The 17,747-nt window shown below is 71.3% G+C and carries 14 protein-coding genes; 4 read left to right on the top strand and 10 right to left on the bottom strand.

Annotated elements, in window-relative coordinates; all coding sequences use genetic code 11:
- Window positions 1-141: 141 nt before the first annotated feature.
- The 3 genes from STRAU_RS13375 to STRAU_RS13385 all read right to left on the bottom strand — a co-directional run bounded on the left by STRAU_RS13375 (window position 142) and on the right by STRAU_RS13385 (window position 4,360).
- Entirely contained in the window at window positions 142-696 is a 555-nt protein-coding gene (locus STRAU_RS13375; protein ID WP_016640840.1) for a tetratricopeptide repeat protein, read from the bottom strand.
- Window positions 697-835: 139 nt separating this feature from the next.
- The gene (locus STRAU_RS13380) at window positions 836-1,738 is read right to left on the bottom strand and encodes an acyl-CoA thioesterase (RefSeq protein ID WP_016640841.1); all 903 of its coding nucleotides are present in this window, start codon (window positions 1,736-1,738) and stop codon (window positions 836-838) included.
- A gap of 48 nt (window positions 1,739-1,786) precedes the next feature.
- The gene (locus STRAU_RS13385) at window positions 1,787-4,360 is read right to left on the bottom strand and encodes a DEAD/DEAH box helicase (protein WP_203227396.1); all 2,574 of its coding nucleotides are present in this window, start codon (window positions 4,358-4,360) and stop codon (window positions 1,787-1,789) included.
- Window positions 4,361-4,421: 61 nt separating this feature from the next.
- Between STRAU_RS13385 and STRAU_RS13390 the strand changes: the two genes are divergently transcribed.
- From STRAU_RS13390 to gap, 3 genes are all read left to right on the top strand, one after another.
- Window positions 4,422-5,216 carry a metal-dependent hydrolase gene (locus STRAU_RS13390; protein ID WP_016640843.1) on the top strand — a complete coding sequence of 265 codons (795 nt, stop codon included), beginning with the start codon at window positions 4,422-4,424 and terminating at the stop codon, window positions 5,214-5,216.
- 25 nt (window positions 5,217-5,241) lie between these two features.
- Complete coding sequence (locus tag STRAU_RS13395) at window positions 5,242-6,198, top strand: GlxA family transcriptional regulator (RefSeq protein ID WP_037659081.1); 957 nt, start codon at window positions 5,242-5,244, stop codon at window positions 6,196-6,198.
- 135 nt (window positions 6,199-6,333) lie between these two features.
- Entirely contained in the window at window positions 6,334-7,332 is a 999-nt protein-coding gene (gene gap, locus STRAU_RS13400; protein WP_016640845.1) for a type I glyceraldehyde-3-phosphate dehydrogenase, read from the top strand.
- Window positions 7,333-7,426: 94 nt separating this feature from the next.
- Here the strand turns inward: gap and dctA are convergent, their stop codons facing one another.
- The 5 genes from dctA to STRAU_RS13425 form a co-directional block, all read right to left on the bottom strand.
- Complete coding sequence (dctA, locus tag STRAU_RS13405) at window positions 7,427-8,815, bottom strand: C4-dicarboxylate transporter DctA (protein ID WP_016640846.1); 1,389 nt, start codon at window positions 8,813-8,815, stop codon at window positions 7,427-7,429.
- Between the two features lie 58 nt (window positions 8,816-8,873).
- The gene (locus STRAU_RS13410; protein ID WP_016640847.1) at window positions 8,874-9,947 is read right to left on the bottom strand and encodes a tartrate dehydrogenase; all 1,074 of its coding nucleotides are present in this window, start codon (window positions 9,945-9,947) and stop codon (window positions 8,874-8,876) included.
- Window positions 9,948-10,043: 96 nt separating this feature from the next.
- Window positions 10,044-10,928, bottom strand: a complete 885-nt coding sequence (locus tag STRAU_RS13415) for a LysR family transcriptional regulator (RefSeq protein WP_037659084.1) — start codon at window positions 10,926-10,928, stop codon at window positions 10,044-10,046.
- A gap of 64 nt (window positions 10,929-10,992) precedes the next feature.
- On the bottom strand, window positions 10,993-12,774 hold the full coding sequence (locus tag STRAU_RS13420; RefSeq protein WP_016640849.1) for an ABC transporter ATP-binding protein: 1,782 nt from the start codon (window positions 12,772-12,774) through the stop codon (window positions 10,993-10,995).
- Window positions 12,771-14,675 (bottom strand): ABC transporter transmembrane domain-containing protein, encoded by a 1,905-nt coding sequence (locus STRAU_RS13425; RefSeq protein ID WP_037659153.1) that lies wholly within the window; start codon window positions 14,673-14,675, stop codon window positions 12,771-12,773. The genes STRAU_RS13420 and STRAU_RS13425 overlap by 4 nt, the downstream gene beginning before the upstream one ends.
- Before the next feature lie 174 nt (window positions 14,676-14,849).
- Here STRAU_RS13425 and STRAU_RS13430 point away from each other — a divergent pair, with 174 nt between their 5' ends.
- Complete coding sequence (locus STRAU_RS13430) at window positions 14,850-15,602, top strand: L,D-transpeptidase family protein (RefSeq protein WP_016640851.1); 753 nt, start codon at window positions 14,850-14,852, stop codon at window positions 15,600-15,602.
- Between the two features lie 54 nt (window positions 15,603-15,656).
- Here STRAU_RS13430 and STRAU_RS13435 read toward each other — a convergent pair whose 3' ends face one another.
- Together STRAU_RS13435 and STRAU_RS13440 are read right to left on the bottom strand one after the other, a co-directional pair.
- Window positions 15,657-17,123 (bottom strand): Gfo/Idh/MocA family protein, encoded by a 1,467-nt coding sequence (locus STRAU_RS13435; protein ID WP_016640852.1) that lies wholly within the window; start codon window positions 17,121-17,123, stop codon window positions 15,657-15,659.
- Window positions 17,124-17,300: 177 nt separating this feature from the next.
- Window positions 17,301-17,594: a hypothetical protein gene (locus STRAU_RS13440; protein WP_016640853.1), complete on the bottom strand. Its 294-nt coding sequence runs from the start codon at window positions 17,592-17,594 to the stop codon at window positions 17,301-17,303.
- Between the last annotated feature and the right edge of the window lie 153 nt (window positions 17,595-17,747).

Below are 17,747 nucleotides of genomic sequence, written 5' to 3' on the forward strand. Positions count from 1 at the left end.
ACGCCTCCAGAGCGCCGATTTCCTCGACACCGTAGGACGCGTCGGCGCTCCGCCTTGTCCGAATCGGGCGGCGGCCATCCGCTGTCGGCAAGCAGTTGGGCGCCGGGGCGCGGGGAACTGCGCGAGCCGCCACGCAACGAGCTAGACCGTCTCGTCGAGATCCTTGGCGTAGTACTCGATGGCGGGACGGTAGGAGGCGATGTCCGGGTCCCGGCTCGTCGCGGCGAGGAGCCGCAGCAGGACTCCCATCGCGTCACGGGCATGGCCCGTGTTGTACAGCGCCATGGCCAGGAAGGTCTTGAGGGCTCCGTCGTCCGGGTACTCCTCGGACGCCTCGCGCAGCGCGGTGACGGCTTCCTCGTATCGGCTGAGGACGCGGTACGTGCTGCCGAGGCCGAGGAGTGCTCCGCGTCGGTCGTCGTCCGAGAGGCCCGGCAGCTGGATCGCGCGCTGGTAGTGGGGCAGGGCCTCGGCTTCGAGGCCGAGCGTGTCGTGCACCCACGCGGTCTGGTAGGCCACTTCGGCATCGTCGGGGAAGCGCTCGCTGAGGGGGATCAGGAGTGCGCGCGCCTCCTCGCGGCTGCCGCTCTCACGGAGTCGTACGGCCTCGGCGAGCACCTCGTCCCGGCCGTCGCCCGTCCCCGGGCCGGGGCTCGTGCTGCCGCCCCCGGCCGGTCCGCCGCCGCTGTCGCTCATGTCGTGCTCCCGTCCCCTGTGCCTCCCCCTCGTCGGGGAGAACGTCTTCAAGTCCCGCAAGTCCCGCAAGTCCCGCAAGTCCCGCAAGTCCCGTACGTCCGCAAGTCCCGCAAGTCCCTTGCGCAGCACGCCTGTCGGCTCAGGCGTCCGGAGCGGGCGTGCCCATGTGCCGGGGTGCGTGCGGGCGGAACAGCCCCTCCTGGACGACCGAGACGAGGAGCCGGCCCTCGATGTCGTAGATACGGCCCCGCGCCAGACCGCGGCCGCCCGTGGCGATCGGTGACTCCTGGTCGTACAGGAACCACTCGTCGGCGCGGAACGGCCGGTGGAACCACATGGCGTGGTCGAGCGAGGCCATGTCGAAGCCCCGCGGACCCCACAGCGGCTCCACGGGGATGCGGACGGCGTCGAGGAGGGTCATGTCGCTGGCGTACGTGAGCGCGCAGGTGTGCACCAGCGGGTCGTCGCCGAGAGGGCCGACGGCGCGCATCCACACCGCGCTGCGCGGCTCGGCGTCCTTGATCTCCTCGGCGGTCCAGCGCAGCCGGTCCACATAGCGGATGTCGAAGGGCTGCCGCCGCGCCATCCGCTCCCACTGCTCCGGGAGCGCGCCCAGGTGCTCCTTGATCTCCTCGGCGACCGTCGGCAGTGTCTCCGGGGCGGGAGCGTCGATGCGAGGCGGCAGCTGGTGCTCGAAAGCGCCCTGTTCGGGCTGATGGAAGGAAGCGGTGAGATTGAAGATGGTGCGCCCCTGCTGGACCGCCGTGACGCGGCGCGTGGTGAAGGACCGGCCGTCGCGCACCCGCTCCACCTGATACACGATGGGCACGCCCGGCCGGCCGGGACGCAGGAAGTACGCGTGCAGCGAGTGCACCGGCCGGTCGCCCTCCGTGGTGCGGCCGGCCGCGACCAGCGCCTGCCCGGCGACCTGCCCGCCGAAGACGCGCTGGAGGGACTCCTGCGGGCTGCGGCCGCGGAAGATGTTGACCTCGATCTGTTCCAGGTCCAGCAGATCGACCAGGCGGTCGGCGGGAGTGTTCATGACGGTTCTTCGACTCCTGTCCAGGGGCTCGGGTGCAAAGACAGGCCCTCAGAGCTGCCCGACGTCCGTGACGCGGACGACGGCGCGGCCCTCCTCGTCGGACGCGGCGAGGTCGACCTCCGCGCTGATGCCCCAGTCATGGTCGCCGTTCGGGTCGGCGAACGTCTGGCGGACGCGCCAGAGACCGTGCTCCGGATCCTCCTCGATGCGCAACAGCTTGGGGCCGCGCGCGTCGGGGCCGGTGCCCAGGTCGTCGTACTCGTCCCAGTACTTGTCCATGGCCGCGCCCCACGCGTCCGCGTCCCAGCCCGACTCGGCGTCCAGCTCGCCCAGCTCCTCGACGTGGTCGAGGGCGGCGAGCTCGACCCGGCGGAAGAGCGCGTTGCGGACGAGGACGCGGAAGGCGCGGGCGTTGGCCGTCACCGGCTTCACCTGGTCGGCCTTCTCCTGGGCCTCCTCGGCCGTCATGACCTCGGGGTTGGCGAGCTGCTCCCACTCGTCCAGGAGGCTGGAGTCGACCTGACGGACCATCTCGCCGAGCCAGGCGATCAGATCCTCCAGGTCCTCGGACTTCAGGTCGTCCGGGATGGTGTGCTCAAGCGCCTTGTACGCGCTCGCGAGGTAGCGCAGGACGATGCCCTCGGTGCGGGCGAGCTCGTAGAACGAGGTGAACTCGGTGAAGGACAGCGCCCGTTCGTACATGTCGCGGATCACGGACTTCGGGGACAGCGGGTGATCGCCGACCCACGGGTGGCTGGTGCGGTAGGTGTCGTAGGCGTGGAAGAGGAGCTCCTCCAGCGGCTTCGGGTACGTGATGTCCTGAAGGCGCTCCATCCGGTCCTCGTACTCGACGCCGTCGGCCTTCATCAGCGCCACCGCCTCGCCGCGCGCCTTGTTCTGCTGGGCGGCGAGGATCTGGCGCGGGTCGTCGAGGGTGGACTCCACGACGGAGACCATGTCGAGGGCGTACGAGGGCGACTCGGGGTCGAGGAGTTCGAACGCGGCGAGGGCGAAGGTCGACAACGGCTGGTTGAGCGCGAAGTCCTGCTGGAGGTCGACCGTCAGACGCACGACGCGGCCGGTGGCGTCCGGCTCGTCCAGCTTCTCGACGACGCCCCCGGCGAGCAGCGAGCGGTAGATGGCGATGGCGCGGCGGATGTGGCGGAGCTGCTGCTTGCGGGGCTCGTGGTTGTCCTCCAGGAGGCGGCGCATCGCCTCGAAGGCGTTGCCCGGCCGCGCGATCACCGAGAGCAGCATGGTGTGCGTGACGCGGAACCGCGACGTGAGCGGCTCGGGCTCGGAGGTGATGAGCTTGTCGAAGGTGCTCTCGGTCCAGCCCACGAAGCCCTCGGGTGCCTTCTTGCGCACCACCTTGCGGCGCTTCTTCGCGTCGTCGCCCGCCTTGGCGAGCGCCTTCTCGTTCTCGATGACGTGCTCGGGTGCCTGCGCGACGACGAAGCCCGCGGTGTCGAAGCCCGCGCGCCCGGCGCGGCCGGCGATCTGGTGGAACTCCCGCGCGCGCAGCGTGCGCACGCGATTGCCGTCGTACTTGGTGAGTGCCGTGAAGAGCACCGTGCGGATGGGTACGTTCACGCCGACACCGAGAGTGTCCGTACCGCAGATGACCTTCAGGAGGCCGGCCTGGGCGAGCTTCTCCACGAGGCGGCGGTACTTGGGCAGCATGCCGGCGTGGTGCACGCCGATGCCGTGCCGGACGTAGCGCGAGAGGTTGCGGCCGAACTTGGTGGTGAAGCGGAAGTTGCCGATGAGCTCGGCGATCTGGTCCTTCTCGGCGCGCGTGCACATGTTGATGCTCATCAGCGACTGTGCCCGCTCCACGGCCTGCGCCTGCGTGAAGTGCACGATGTAGACCGGCGCCTGCTTGGTCTCCAGGAGCTCGGTCAGCGTCTCGGTGATCGGGGTGAGGCGGTACTCGTACGAGAGCGGGACCGGACGGGTCGCGGAGCGGACCACCGAGGTGGGGCGGCCGGTGCGACGGGTGAGGTCCTTCTCGAACATCGAGACGTCGCCGAGCGTCGCGGACATGAGGACGAACTGCGCCTGTGGCAGTTCGAGCAGCGGGATCTGCCAGGCCCAGCCGCGGTCCGGCTCCGCGTAGAAGTGGAACTCGTCCATCACGACCTGGCCGATGTCGGCGTCCTTGCCGTCGCGCAGCGCGATGGAGGCGAGGACCTCGGCGGTGCAGCAGATCACGGGGGCGTCGGCGTTCACGGAGGCGTCGCCGGTCAGCATGCCGACGTTCTCGGTGCCGAAGAGCTTGCACAGGTCGAAGAACTTCTCCGACACCAGCGCCTTGATCGGAGCGGTGTAGAAGGTGACCTTGTCCTGGGCGAGGGCGGTGAAGTGCGCACCCGCCGCGACCAGGCTCTTGCCGGAGCCGGTGGGTGTCGACAAGATCACATTTGCCCCGGAGACCACCTCGATCAGCGCCTCCTCCTGGGCCGGATAGAGAGTGATCCCCTGGTCCTCGGCCCACGACGAGAAGGCTTCGAAGAGGGCATCGGGGTCGGCATCCGGCGGCAGCTGATCGATAAGGGTCACACCCCCATCTTGCCTCCCTTCCCACCGGATCAGGGAACCGGACGACCGCACGAAGATCACGAACGTTACGCTGTTCCGCCAACGGGGCGTCAGGTCAACGGAAATGGGGCGGGCAACAGCGATGATGGGACCGGCACACTCACTGTCGGGGGCGGCGGCCTGGCTGGGCGTCGGCGCCGCCGCGACGGCGGCGGGGCATTCGATGCCCTGGCCGGTCCTCCTGGTCGGGGCTCTGATCTGCGCCGGGGCCGCGCTCGCGCCGGACCTCGACCACCGGTCGGCGACGATCTCGCGCGCCTTCGGGCCGGTCTCGCGCGGCCTGTGCGAGATCGTCGACAAGCTCTCGTACGCCGTCTACCGGTCGACCCGCAAGCCGGGCGACCCGCGCCGCTCCGGCGGTCACCGTACGCTGACGCACACCTGGGTCTGGGCGGTCATGATCGGCGCGGGCTCCTCGGTGCTCGCGGTGGCCGGCGGGCGCTGGGCGGTGCTCGCGCTCCTGTTCGTGCACATGGTGCTCGCCATCGAGGGTCTGCTGTGGCGGGCCGCGCGCGGGTCGAGCAGCGATGTGCTGGTGTGGCTGCTCGCGGCGACCAGCGCGTGGATCATGGCGGGTGTACTGGACAAACCGGGCAATGGGTCGGACTGGCTGTTCACGGCGCCGGGGCAGGAGTACCTGTGGCTGGGTCTGCCGGTGGTGCTGGGTGCGCTGGTGCACGACATCGGGGACGCCCTGACCGTCTCCGGCTGCCCGATCCTGTGGCCCATCCCGATCGGACGCAAGCGCTGGTACCCGATCGGGCCGCCGCGGATGATGCGGTTCCGGGCCGGGAGCTGGATCGAGCTGAAGGTGCTGATGCCGGTGTTCATGCTGCTCGGGGGAGTGGGGGGCGCGGCCGCGCTCAACTTCATCTGATGTCAGGCCCACGTAACCTCTCCCTGTGCCAGCCTCCCGCCCGCATCGCGTCGCCGTCCTTGTGCTCGAGGGTGCGAAGCCGCTCGATGTCGGAATTCCCGCGCAGGTCTTCACGACCCGCGCGAGCATGCCGTACGAGGTGCGGGTGTGCGGGGCGGCACCCGGTCTCGTGACCGGCGGCGACGGTCTCGCGTACTACGTCGCCCACGGCCTCGACGCGCTCGCGTGGGCCGACATCGTCTTCGTCCCCGGCTACCGGTTCCCGGACCGCGACGACCCGCCGGGGACCGTCGTCGACGCGCTGATCGCCGCCCACGACCGGGGCGCGCGGCTCGCCGCCATCTCGACGGGCGCCTTCGCGCTCGCCGCCACGGGCCTGCTCGACGGCAGGCGCGCCACGACGCACTGGCACTACACGCGGGCACTCGCGGCCAGGCATCCGCTCGTCCGGATCGACGAGAACGTGCTGTTCGTCGACGAGGGCAGCGTGCTCACCTCGGCCGGCGCCGCCTCCGGCATCGATCTGTGCCTGCACATCCTGCGCGGCGACCTCGGCGTGGCCGCGTCCAACCACGCGGCCCGGCGTCTGGTCGCGGCCCCCTACCGCAGCGGCGGCCAGGCCCAGTACGTGCCGCGCGGCGTTCCCGAGCCACTCGGCGAGCGGTTCGCCGCCACCCGGGAGTGGGCGCTGCACCGGCTCGGCGAGCCCCTCACCCTCGACATACTGGCGCGGCAGGCCGAGGTCTCGCCGCGCACGTTCTCCCGGCGCTTCGTCGAGGAGACCGGCTACACGCCGATGCAGTGGGTGATGCGCGCCCGCGTCGACCTGGCCCGCGAACTGCTCGAGCGCTCGCAGCGCAGCGTCGAGCAGATCGCCGCCGATGTCGGGCTCGGCACCGGCGCGAACCTGCGCCTGCACTTCCAGCGCATCCTCGGCACCACACCGAGCGAGTACCGGCGCACCTTCACCCGGGGCGAGTAGCCCGCCCGGCACCGCGTGGTGGGACGTGGCGGACTTGGCGGACGTGGCGGGATCCTTTTGAACCGTGGCGATCCCGCCACTGTCAGCGGCGCCGGCGGCGGGCGAGTCTGGTGCGGAAGGGAAGGGACATCACTCATGACTCGCATCGCCATCAACGGATTCGGCCGCATCGGACGCAATGTGCTGCGCGCACTGCTGGAGAGCGACAGCGACCTCGAGATCGTCGCCGTCAACGACCTGACGGAGCCCGCCACTCTCGCCCGGCTGCTCGCCTACGACAGCACGGCCGGCCGGCTCGGGCGCCCGGTGACCGTCGACGGGGACGCCCTCGTCGTCGACGGCCGCCGGATCACGGTGCTGGCCGAGCGCGAACCGGCGCAGCTGCCGTGGGCGGAACTCGGCGTCGACATCGTCCTGGAAGCCACCGGCCGCTTCACCTCGGCCAAGGCCGCGCGGGCCCATCTCGACGCGGGCGCGAGGAAGGTACTCGTCAGCGCGCCGTCGGACGGCGCGGACGTCACGCTCGCGTTCGGGGTCAACACCGACGCCTACGACCCGGCCGCGCACACGATCGTCTCGAGCGCCTCCTGCACCACCAACGCGCTCGCGCCGCTGGCCGCGGTCCTCGACGAACTCGCCGGTATCGAGCACGGGTTCATGACGACGGTGCACGCCTACACGCAGGAGCAGAACCTGCAGGACGGTCCGCACCGCGACGCCCGCCGCGCCCGGGCCGCCGGCATCAACATCGTGCCGACCACGACCGGCGCCGCCAAGGCGATCGGCCTGGTGCTTCCGAACCTCGACGGCAAGCTGTCGGGCGACTCGATCCGCGTACCGGTGCCGGTGGGCTCGATCGTCGAACTCAACACGACCGTCACCCGCGACGTGACGCGCGACGACGTGCTCGCGGCGTACCGCGCCGCGGCGGAGGGGCCGCTCGCCGGCATCCTCGAGTACTCGGACGACCCGCTCGTGTCGTCCGACATCACGGGCAATCCCGCCTCGTCGATCTTCGACTCGGCCCTCACCCGCGTCGACGGCCGCCACGTCAAGGTGGTCGCCTGGTACGACAACGAGTGGGGCTTCTCGAACCGCGTGATCGACACGCTCGAGTACCTCGCCACCCGCTGACCGGACGCCGGGGGTGGTGCCCCGCCCCCGGCCTTCCATGGAGGGCCCTTCTGTCGTGCACACCGCACCCCATGCGGAGTCGTCACGCTCAACTTCAGTTGAGGTCGGCGGGTCGGTCCTGCGGTGTCCCGGTGCGCAGGACCCGGTTGACGCGGGCGATGTCGAGGGCGCCTTCCCAGCGGGCCACGAGGAGGGTGGCGACGCTGTTGCCGGCGAGGTTGGTCAGGGCGCGGCACTCGGACATGAACTTGTCGATGCCGAAGATCAGCATGATGCCGGCCGCGGGCACGGTGCCGACGCTGGAGAGCGTGGCGGCCAGGGCGATGAATCCGGCGCCGGTGACGCCGCCCGAGCCCTTGGACGTGAGGATCATGACGGCGAGCAGGCCGAGCTGCTGTGGGAGGGACAGCGGGGTGTCCGTGGCCTGGGCGATGTAGACGGTCGCCAGGGACAGGTAGATGGAGCTGCCGTCGAGGTTGAAGGAGTAGCCGGTCGGCACCGTCAGGCCGACGATGTCGCGGCGTACGCCGAGGCCCGTGAGTTTGGTCATCAGGCGGGGCAGCACGCTCTCGGAGGAGGACGTGCCGAGGACGATGAGGAACTCCTCGCGCAGGTAGTGCAGCAGCCGGAAGACGCTGATCCGCAGGAGGGCCAGGGCACCGCCGAGCACCACGACGACGAAGAAGAGCGAGGTGCCGTAGAACAGGCCGATGAGCCGGCCGAGGCTGGTCAGGGTGGAGATGCCGTACTTGCCGATGGTGAAGGCCATCGCCCCGAAGGCGCCGACGGGCGCGGCCAGCATGATGTAGTGCAGGATCTTGAACACTACGGTGCTCAGCCGGTTGATCCCTTCGACGATCGGGACCCCGGTCGGTCCCACGGCCTTGAGCGCGATGCCGAACAGCACCGCGAAGAAGATCACCTGGAGGATGTTGCCCTCCGCGAAGGCGCCCACCGCGCTGGACGGCACCACGTCGGTCAGGAAGTGCCACCAGCTCTGGCCCTCACCGTCCTTGACGTACTGGGCGGCGTCTCCGGCGAGGCGCAGTTCGCCGGGGTCGGCGTGGACTCCGGCTCCGGGCCGGAACACGTTCACGGCGAGCAGGCCGAGAGCCAGGGCCACCAACGTGCCCGCCTGGAAGCAGACGAGGGACTTGAGGCCGACCCTGCCGACGCGGCGCAGGCTGTCGACGCCGCCGATCCCGCCCACGATGGTCAGGAAGACGATCGGCGCGATGAGCATCTTGATGGCGGACACGAACGTCGTGCCCACCGGCTCAAGGCCGACGCCGACGTCCGGCCAGAGCCAGCCGGTCAGGATGCCGCAGACGATCGCGGTCAGGACCCAGAAGTAGAGCTGCTTGTACCAGGGTTTGGACGGCGGGGGGCCAGGGACGGGGAGAGGGGGGGAGGAGGAGCTGAGGGAGGGGCTGGGGGAAGGGTCGGGGGTGGCGCCGGAAGTGGGGGACGCGGGTGCTGCCATGGCGGTCTCCTCGTCTCTCCTCGTCGGGGAACGTGGACGCGGCCGGGACTCGGAGCGGTCAGAGCAGTTCGAGGAGCGTGCCGGTGAACTCGGCGGTCGTCGCGCCGCCACCGAGGTCGGCCGTGCGGACGTCGGTCTTGGCCAGCAGCGCGGCGATCGCGTCGGTGACGTCCTTGGCCGCCTCGGGGTGACCGAGGTGGTCGAGCATCATGGCGGCCGACCAGATCGCGCCGAGCGGGTTGGCGATGCCCCGGCCCGCGATGTCGGGTGCGGAGCCGTGCACCGGCTCGAACATCGAGGGGAAGGCGCGCTCGGGGTTGAGGTTGGCGGCCGGGGCGATGCCGATGGACCCGGCGACGGCGGCGGCGAGGTCGCTGAGGATGTCACCGAACAGGTTCGAGGCGACGACCACGTCGAAGCGGGCCGGGTCGAGGACGAACTTCGCCGCCAGCGCGTCGATGTGCTCCTGGTCCCACGAGACCCGGGGGTGGGCGGCAGCCCGCTCGGCGACGAGTTCGTCCCAGAACGGCATGGTGTGCACGATGCCGTTGGACTTGGTGGCCGAGGTGAGCGTCCCGCCGCGCCGCGCGGCCAGTTCGAAGGCGAAGTCGAGGACCCGGGTCACCCCGGCACGGGTGAAGACCGCTTCCTGCACGGCCATCTCCTCGGGGTTCCCGCGGTTCAGACGGCCGCCGATCTCGCTGTACTCGCCTTCCACGTTCTCGCGTACGACGACGAAATCCACATCACCGGCGGCGGCAGCGCGCAGCGGGCTCTCGACTCCCTCGAAGACGCGGATCGGCCGCAGATTGACGTACTGGCGGAAGCCGCGACGGATCGGGATCAGCAGCCCCCACAGGGAGACATGGTCGGGCACGCCCGGGTAGCCCACGGCGCCGAGCAGGATCGCGTCCTTGTCGCGGAGCTGATCGAGGCCGTCGTCGGGCATCATCGCGCCCTCACGGAGGTACCGCTCACAGGACCAGTCGTAGGAGGCGTACGAGAAGCCGATGCCGTGGCGGGCGCCGACGGCGTCCAGCACTTGCCGGGCGGGCGGCAGGACTTCGGCGCCGATGCCGTCGCCGGGGATGAGCGCGATGTGATGGCGGGTCGTGCGGTCGTGGCGGGTCATGCGCCGATTGGAGCAATGAGGCGGCCGAGCCGTCCAAGTCGCTCTGCCGATCTGCCATATAGGGCGGGCTTATCAGCGGCCCACCAGCCGATTCGCTCAGTCTCCGACGGCTTCCAGCGCACAGGTAACGAAGGCCCGGGCGGCAGGGGACAGGCCCGTGCGGCGGCTCACCAGCGCGATCCGCAGGGTGGTCTTCGGCTCGATGTCCACCACCAGGGCCCCGGCCCGCTCGGCCATGGTGCGCCAGGACTCGGTGACCACGGCGAGCCCGACGCCGGCGAGCACCAGGGGAAGGATCGCCACCCGGTGCTCGGTCTCCGCCGCGACGGTGATGTCGATGCCGCGCTCGCGCAGGCCGTCGACGTACGCGCGCATTCCCGTGCCCCGCTGCCCGACGATCAGCCGCTGCCCCGCCAGCTCCTCACAGCCGATCGACCGGCCGGCCGGAAACGGTCCGTCGGGCGGGGTGACCAGGACGAAGCGCTGCTCCCCGGCGGCATGGGACACCACTTCCTTGTCGGGAAGCGGTCCCGATGTGGCGAGCAGACCCAGCTCGGCGGCACCGGTGCGCACCATGTCTACGACGTCGCGGGAGGTGAAGGCGGCCCGGACACTCACCGACACGCCGGGGTACGGGCCGCTGAACGCACGGACCATCGTGGTCAGCGGCTCGACCGCCTGGGAGGGCATGGCGGCGATGTCGAGGCGGCCCGTACGCAGCTCGTGCACGGCCGCGACGCAGGACCGGGCGTTCTCCAGGCCCCGCACGGCGGCCCGGGCCGGTTCGATCAACGCCGTCCCGGCTTCGGTGAGCACCGCCCGGCGGCCGATCCGGTGGAACAGGCTGCCGCCCAAGTCCCGTTCGAGCGCCTGCACGGCCTGGGACAGCGCGGGCTGCGAGACGTACAGGGCCGTTGCCGCCCGGTTGAACCCACCGTGATCGACGATCGCGAGGAAGTACTCCAGCTGCCGGATGTCCATGACCGCCATCCTGCCTGCGGCGCCCCGCCGCACCACCCCGCGCCCCGCCGCCCCGCGGGCCGCCTCACCCGTGCCAAGACCTCCAAAGCGCCGCATACGCCCCGTCCGCCCCCACCAGCTCGTCATGGCTGCCGAGTTCGCTGATGCGGCCGTTCTCGACCACGGCGATGACGTCCGCGTCGTGGGCGGTGTGCAGGCGGTGGGCGATGGCCACGACCGTGCGGCCGTCGAGGACGCGGGCCAGGGAGCGCTCCAGGTGGCGGGCCGCGCGCGGGTCCAGGAGCGAGGTCGCCTCGTCCAGGACCAGGGTGTGCGGGTCGGCCAGGACGAGCCGGGCAAGCGCGATCTGCTGCGCCTGCGCGGGGGTGAGGGCGAAGCCGCCCGAGCCGACCTCCGTGTCGAGTTCGTCGTCGAGGACCCGCGCCCAGTCGCCCGCGTCGACCGCGCCCAGCGCCGCCCACAGCTCGGCGTCGCTCGCCCCGGTCCGCGCGAGCAGCAGATTGTCCCGCAGCGAGCCCACGAAGACGTGGTGCTCCTGGTTGACGAGCGCCACATGTGCGCGGACGTCTTCCGCGGGCATCCGCGCCAGCTCGGCGCCGCCCAGCGTCACCCGGCCGGTGCGCGGCCCGTAGATCCCGGCGAGCAGCCTGCCCAGCGTGGACTTGCCCGCGCCGGAAGGACCGACGAGCGCGACCCGCGAGCCGGGCTCGACGGCGAGGGACACCTCGCGCAGCACGTCGACCCCCGCGCGGTAGCCGAAGTGCACGTCGTCCGCGAGGACGGCGCGCCCGTCCGGGCGTACGGAGTCGTCGCCCGCGTCCGGCTCGATGTCGCGTACGCCGACGAGCCGGGCCAGCGACACGTGCGCGACCTGCATCTCGTCGTACCAGCGCAGAATGATGTTCAGCGGGTCGACGAGCATCTGCGCGATGAGCGCCCCGGTGGTGAGCTGGCCCACCCCGATCCACCCCTGCAGCGCGAACACGCCGCCGATCATGAGGACCGAGCAGAGCACGATGATGTGGGTGGCGTTGATGACGGGGAAGAGGAGGGAGCGCAGGTAGAGCGTGTAGCGCTCCCAGGCGGTCCACTCCTTGATGCGCCGCTCGGACTGCTCGACGCGGCGCGCGCCGAGCCGGTGCGCCTCCACGGTGCGCCCCGCGTCGACGGTCTCGGCGAGGGCGGCCGCGACGGCCGCGTACCCGGCGGCCTCCGAGCGGTACGCGGACGGCGCCCGCTTGAAGTACCAGCGGCAGCCGATGACGAGCACGGGCACGGCGAGCAGGAGCGCCGGGGCGAGCGGCGGCGCGGTCACGGCGAGCCCGCCCACCAGCAGGCCCGCCCACACCACGCCGATGGCGAGTTGCGGCACGGCCTCCCGCATCGCGTTGGCGAGCCGGTCGACGTCCGTGGTGATACGGGACAGCAGGTCACCGGTGCCCGCGCGCTCCAGGACGCCCGGTGGCAGGCCGACCGAGCGCACCAGGAAGTCCTCGCGCAGGTCCGCCAGCATGCGCTCGCCGAGGATCGCCCCGCGCAGCCGCACCTGGCGCACGAAGAACGCCTGCACAAGCAGCGCGACCGCGAATAGGCCGATGGTGCGCTCCAGATGGAGCTCACGGGACTCCTCGGAGACGCTCTCCACGAGGTCACCGAGGAGGTACGGACCCACCATGGAGGCGGTCACGGCGAGCGTGTTCACGCCGATGAGCAGCAGAAAGGCGCGCCGGTGGCGCTGGAACAGCTCGCGTACGTAGGCCCGCACGGTGGCGGACGCCCCGACGGGCAGCGTCTCCGCGGTGGTCGGGGCGGCCGGATCGTACTCCGGTGGCGCCAGGCCGATCATGCGGACTCCTCGATGTCGATGTCTATGCGGATGGCGTTGTCGATGTCCGGTACGTTCACTTTGCGCGAGCCGCCGTGGGGTTCACGCGCTGCGTTCCCGGCGCTCTCCTCGTCGGTCTCCCGCGTCACCACGGCCCGGTAGCGCGGCTCGCTGACGATCAGCTCGCGGTGTTCGCCGACCGCGGCGACCTGGCCCTCGTGCAGGAACACGACGCGGTCGGCGCGGTCCAGGAGCAGCGGCGACGAGGTGAGGACGACGGTCGTGCGGCCGGCGCGCAGCTCGCGCAGGCCGTCCGCGATGCGGGCCTCGGTGTGCGAGTCGACGGCGGACGTCGGCTCGTCGAGCACCAGGGCCTCCGGGTCGGTGACCAGCGACCGGGCCAGCGCCAGGCGCTGGCGCTGGCCGCCGGACAGGGAACGGCCGCGCTCGGTGAGGCGCGCGTCCATCGGATCGTCCGCGACCGAGCCCTGCAGCAGGGCGTCGAGCACGTCGGCGCACTGCGCCGCGGCCAGGGCCCGCTGCGCGCTCACGGCTCCGGACGACGGTACGTCGAGGAGCGCGCGCAGCGTTCCGGACAGCAGGACCGGGTCCTTGTCCTGGACGAGGACGGCGGTGCGGGCGGTGTCCAGGGGAAGCTCGTCCAGCGGTACGCCGCCGAGCCGCACCGACAACAGCCCCGCCGCCTCCTCGAAGGCCGGGTGCCCGCCGAGCCGTTCGGCGAGCCGGCCGGCCGCGTCCGGGTCGCCGCACACGACGGCGGTGAGGCGTCCGGCCGGGGCGAGCAGTCCGGTTTCCGGGTCGAGGAGGTCGCCCGAGGGCACCCCTTGCGCACCCCGTACCTCCATCTCCCGCGCACCCTGGGCGCCGACCGCTCCCCGCGCCCCCTGGGTGCCCACAGCACTCTCCGTCCGCTCCAGCGCCAGCACCCGCGCCGCCCGCTTCGCCGAAGGACGCGAGAAGGAGTACGCCATGGCGATCTCCTCGAAGTGCCGCAGCGGGTAGTTGAGCAGCATCACCGCGCTGTACACGGTGACCAGTTCGCCCACCGTGATGCGGCCGTCGCGGGCGAGATGCACGCCGTGCCAGACGAGCACCACCAGGAGCAGTCCCGGCAGCAGGACTTGGATGGCCGAGATCACCGCCCACATGCGCGCGCTGCGCACCGCCGCCGCCCGCACCTCCTGCGAGGCACGCCGGTAGCGTTCCAGGAACAGCTCCTCGCCCCCGATGCCGCGCAGCACGCGCAGCCCCGCGACGGTGTCCGAGGCCAGCTCGGTGGCGCGCCCGGCCTTCTCCCGCTGGACGTCGGCCCGCCGGGTGGCACGTGGCAGCAGCGGCAGGACGGCGACCGCGAGGAGCGGAATGCCGATCGCGACGACGACGCCGAGCGAGGGCTGGTACACGAGCAGGCCGACGCAGACCGCGACCACGGTGAGCGCGGCCGCCGCGAACCGCGACAGCGCCTCCACGAACCAGCCGATCTTCTCGACGTCCCCCGTGGACACGGCCACGACCTCGCCGGCCGCGACCCGCCGGGTGAGCGCCGCGCCGAGCACCGCGGTCTTGCGGGCGAGCAGCTGCTGGGTGCGGGCGGACGCAGTGATCCAGTTGGTGACCGCGGTGCGGTGCAGCATGGTGTCGCCGACCGCGACGGCGACCCCGGCCAGCAGGATCACACCGCCCGCGACCGCGAGACGCGTGCCCGAGCGGTCGACGACGGCCTGCACGGCGAGCCCCACCGTGTAGGGCAGGGCCGCGATGCCGAGGAAGTGCAGCAGCCCCCAGCAGAGCGATTTGAGCTGGCCGCCGAGCTGGTTCCGGCCGAGCCAGAGCAGGAAGCGGGGACCCGAGCGGGTGTCGGGCAGACCCGGGTCGGCGTACGGAAGATCGCGAATGTGCATGGTGTCCCAGCGCGCGGAGGCGAAGAAGCGGAGGTAACAAACCGTGAAAGGTTCGCCTCGTTCCGTGGCCCGAAGCAAACGGTTTTCCGCGGCCGGGCAAAGAGTCGGCCATTCCCCGGGGCGGCGCGCGGCCCTCGTCGGGGTGCGGAAGTTCCCGGTGCGACGATGGGGCGCATGCGAATAGCCGGTGTGGTGCGAACCGCGGCCGCGGCAGCGGCCTGCTCCGTCCTCCTGACGTCCTGCGGCGGATCGGGCGACGACGAGGGCGCGGCCGACAAGGACGGCGCGGGGAAGGCGGACCGTACGGACGCCCGTTCCGCCGACGACCTCCGGCGCGTTCCGGACGTGGGCGACCGCCTCCAGTCACGGATCCCGAAGAACTCCCGCCAGGTCGTGGCGGTCTACGGCGAGGGCAAGGACTCGGCGGACGCGACGGTGGTCCTCTATACGAAGTCCGCCGCCACCTGGAAGAAGACCCGCAGCTGGCCCGCCCACAACGGCAAGAAGGGCTGGACGCCCGACCACCGCGAGAACGACAAGCGCAGCCCGGTCGGCGTGTTCACGCTCAGCGACGCGGGCGGTGTCCTCGCCGACCCGGACCCCGCGCCCGGCACCGGACTCCCGTACACGAAGTCCGTCGCCTTCCAGGCCCCGCACTACTGGCCCAAGACGCACTGGCACGACTTCGACCACGTCATCGCCATCGACTACAACCGCGTCAAGGGGACCCCGCCCAACGACCCGACACGCCCGCAGGGGCAGACCAAGGGCGGCAGCATCTGGCTGCACATGGACCACGGCAGCGGCACGTCCGGCTGCGTGAGCCTGTCGAAGTCCGGCATGCGCCACCTGCTGCGCACGCTCGATCCGAAGCGGCACCCCGTCGTCGTCATGGGGGACAAGGCGTCCCTCGGACAAGACCGTTGAGCGAGGGTTGCCCCCGGCCGCAGGCGGCTGCGGCCGGGGGCAACCCCTGTGCGCTCAGGACTGCTTCGGCTTCTCCGAGTCCATCCCCGGACGCGCCTTCTTCCACAGGCCCCGGGTGAAGTCCGGGATCGCCTGCGGCGCGCCCTGCGCCTTGATCGAGGCGTGGCTCAGCGGCACCGGTGCCGTCCACGTCGCCGCGTCGTACACGTCGAAGTCCGGCACGAGCCCGAGCCGCATGCACTGCATCAGGCGGAACACCATGATGTAGTCCATGCCGCCGTGCCCGCCGGGCGGATTGGCGTGTTCCTTCCACAGCCAGTGGTCGAACTCGGCGGCGTACTTGCCGAAGTCGCCCCAGCGGTCGTCCGTGTGGTCCGGCTCGATGTAGATGCGCTCCGGGTAGTCCTCGAACACGCCCTTCGTGCCGCCCAGGCTGTTGATGCGGCTGTAGGGGTGGGGCGTGGAGACGTCGTGCTCCAGGCGGATCACGCGGCCCTTGGCGGTCTGGACGAGGCTGATGGTGCGGTCGCTCTCGATGTACGTCTCCTTCCAGCTCGGGTCGCCGGGCGGCATGTGCGCCTTGCGGTACTCGGCGAGGCCGAGCGCGGGCGTGCCGAAGCTGGAGATGTGCGTGACGCGGTCGCCGCGGTTGACGTCCATGTAGTTGGCGGTCGGGCCGAAGCCGTGGTTGGGGTACAGGTCGCCGCGCAGCCGGGTGTGCCACAGGCGCCGCCACGGGCCCTCGTAGTACTTCGGGTCGAACATCAGGCCGCGCAGGTCGTGGTTGTACGCGCCCGCCGCGTGCAGCAGATCGCCGAACTTGCCCGCGTGCGCCATCCGCAGGACCCGCATCTCGTTCTTGCCGTAACAGCAGTTCTCCAGCTGCAGGCAGTGTCTGCGGGTGCGCTCGGACAGGTCGACCAGCGCCCACAGCTCGTCGAGACGCATCGCGATCGGACACTCCACGCCGACGTGCTTGCCGTTGAGCATCGCCGACTTGGCCATGTCGAAGTGCAGGTCCCAGGGCGTCGCCACGTACACGAAGTCGACGTCGCCGCGCTCGCAGAGCTTCTCGTAGTCATGATCGCCGTTGGTGTACGTCGCCGGGGCGGGCTGGCCCGCGGCCACCACCTTCTTCGCGGCCGCGGCCGTCTTGTCCTTGACCGGGTCGCACAGCGCGACGACGCGTACGCCGGGCAGGGCGAGGAACAGGTCGATCATGCTGCCGCCGCGGTTGCCGAGGCCGATGATGCCGACGCGGACCGTGGAACGGGCCTCGAACGGCACGCCGATCATCGTCTTGCCCTTGCGGGCCGGGGCCTCCGCGGTGCCCGCGGTGCCCGCGGAGGCCGCGGGGGCTCCGGCGGGGGTGTCCGCGTGCGCCGTGCCGGTGGCGAAGGCGCCAAGGCCCAAGCCCGCCCCGGCTATGCCCGCCGTGCGGAGGACCGTGCGCCGGGAGTGACCGCCGGTGGATTCGTCGGTGGACTCTTCGGGTGCCGGTGTCGCGTTCTCGTCGTGCATCGGACCTCCGTCATCGCGGTGCCTACCTATGGGCGGAAGACACCCTGATGGCGGGTCGGGCGGGGCGCAAGAGACCGAAGTGGCCAAGGGGTTGGACTTTTCGCGGCTCCCGAGCACGCCGTGCCCGGGACCGCGACGGGCACCGGGGCCCGGCCGAGCCGTGACCGAGCGTGTCGGTCAGCGGGTGACGATGTTGTGCGCCGGGACGATCTGCGGCTCGCCGTCGGCGTGGCCCAGATCGGCCAGGATCGGCTGGAGGATCTTCGCGAAGTTCTCGAACGCCTCCTCTGACTCCCACACGTCGACGACCCGCCACCCGCCGTCGATCGGCCCGGCCGCGTGGGAGATCAGTCCGGGCGCGGGAATGTCGGCGAGCGAGGTGAACTCGCCGCCGTCGGTGAGGCGGTTGATGCAGGCATCGTAGAGCTCCTGCCCGACGCCCGGAGTGTCGAATGTGACGATGATGGCCATGTCGTCCCCCTACTGCTCGTTCGCTGCGTGCGGCGATCGCCCCGGTCGGCGCGACCCCCTCATGCCTACCCGAGCGCTGTCAGCGCGTCGACGCGTTGCGGGGGCCAGGTGGAGGGAGCTGAGGCGCGCCAGGGGGTTCCGCGCCCTGGGTGA

It is taken from the genome of Streptomyces aurantiacus JA 4570, from assembly GCF_000414115.1.
Taxonomy (GTDB): domain Bacteria; phylum Actinomycetota; class Actinomycetes; order Streptomycetales; family Streptomycetaceae; genus Streptomyces; species Streptomyces aurantiacus_A.

Bases quoted from the DNA above. Each gene is read 5' to 3' on its own strand.
- STRAU_RS13375 (WP_016640840.1), bottom strand. From the start codon at position 696: ATGAGCGACAGCGGCGGCGGACCGGCCGGGGGCGGCAGCACGAGCCCC.
- STRAU_RS13380 (WP_016640841.1), bottom strand. From the start codon at position 1,738: ATGAACACTCCCGCCGACCGCCTGGTCGATCTGCTGGACCTGGAACAG.
- STRAU_RS13390 (WP_016640843.1), top strand. From the start codon at position 4,422: ATGATGGGACCGGCACACTCACTGTCGGGGGCGGCGGCCTGGCTGGGC.
- gap (WP_016640845.1), top strand. From the start codon at position 6,334: ATGACTCGCATCGCCATCAACGGATTCGGCCGCATCGGACGCAATGTG.
- dctA (WP_016640846.1), bottom strand. From the start codon at position 8,815: ATGGCAGCACCCGCGTCCCCCACTTCCGGCGCCACCCCCGACCCTTCC.
- STRAU_RS13410 (WP_016640847.1), bottom strand. From the start codon at position 9,947: ATGACCCGCCACGACCGCACGACCCGCCATCACATCGCGCTCATCCCC.
- STRAU_RS13415 (WP_037659084.1), bottom strand. From the start codon at position 10,928: ATGGACATCCGGCAGCTGGAGTACTTCCTCGCGATCGTCGATCACGGT.
- STRAU_RS13420 (WP_016640849.1), bottom strand. From the start codon at position 12,774: ATGATCGGCCTGGCGCCACCGGAGTACGATCCGGCCGCCCCGACCACC.
- STRAU_RS13425 (WP_037659153.1), bottom strand. From the start codon at position 14,675: ATGCACATTCGCGATCTTCCGTACGCCGACCCGGGTCTGCCCGACACC.
- STRAU_RS13430 (WP_016640851.1), top strand. From the start codon at position 14,850: ATGCGAATAGCCGGTGTGGTGCGAACCGCGGCCGCGGCAGCGGCCTGC.
- STRAU_RS13435 (WP_016640852.1), bottom strand. From the start codon at position 17,123: ATGCACGACGAGAACGCGACACCGGCACCCGAAGAGTCCACCGACGAA.
- STRAU_RS13440 (WP_016640853.1), bottom strand. From the start codon at position 17,594: ATGGCCATCATCGTCACATTCGACACTCCGGGCGTCGGGCAGGAGCTC.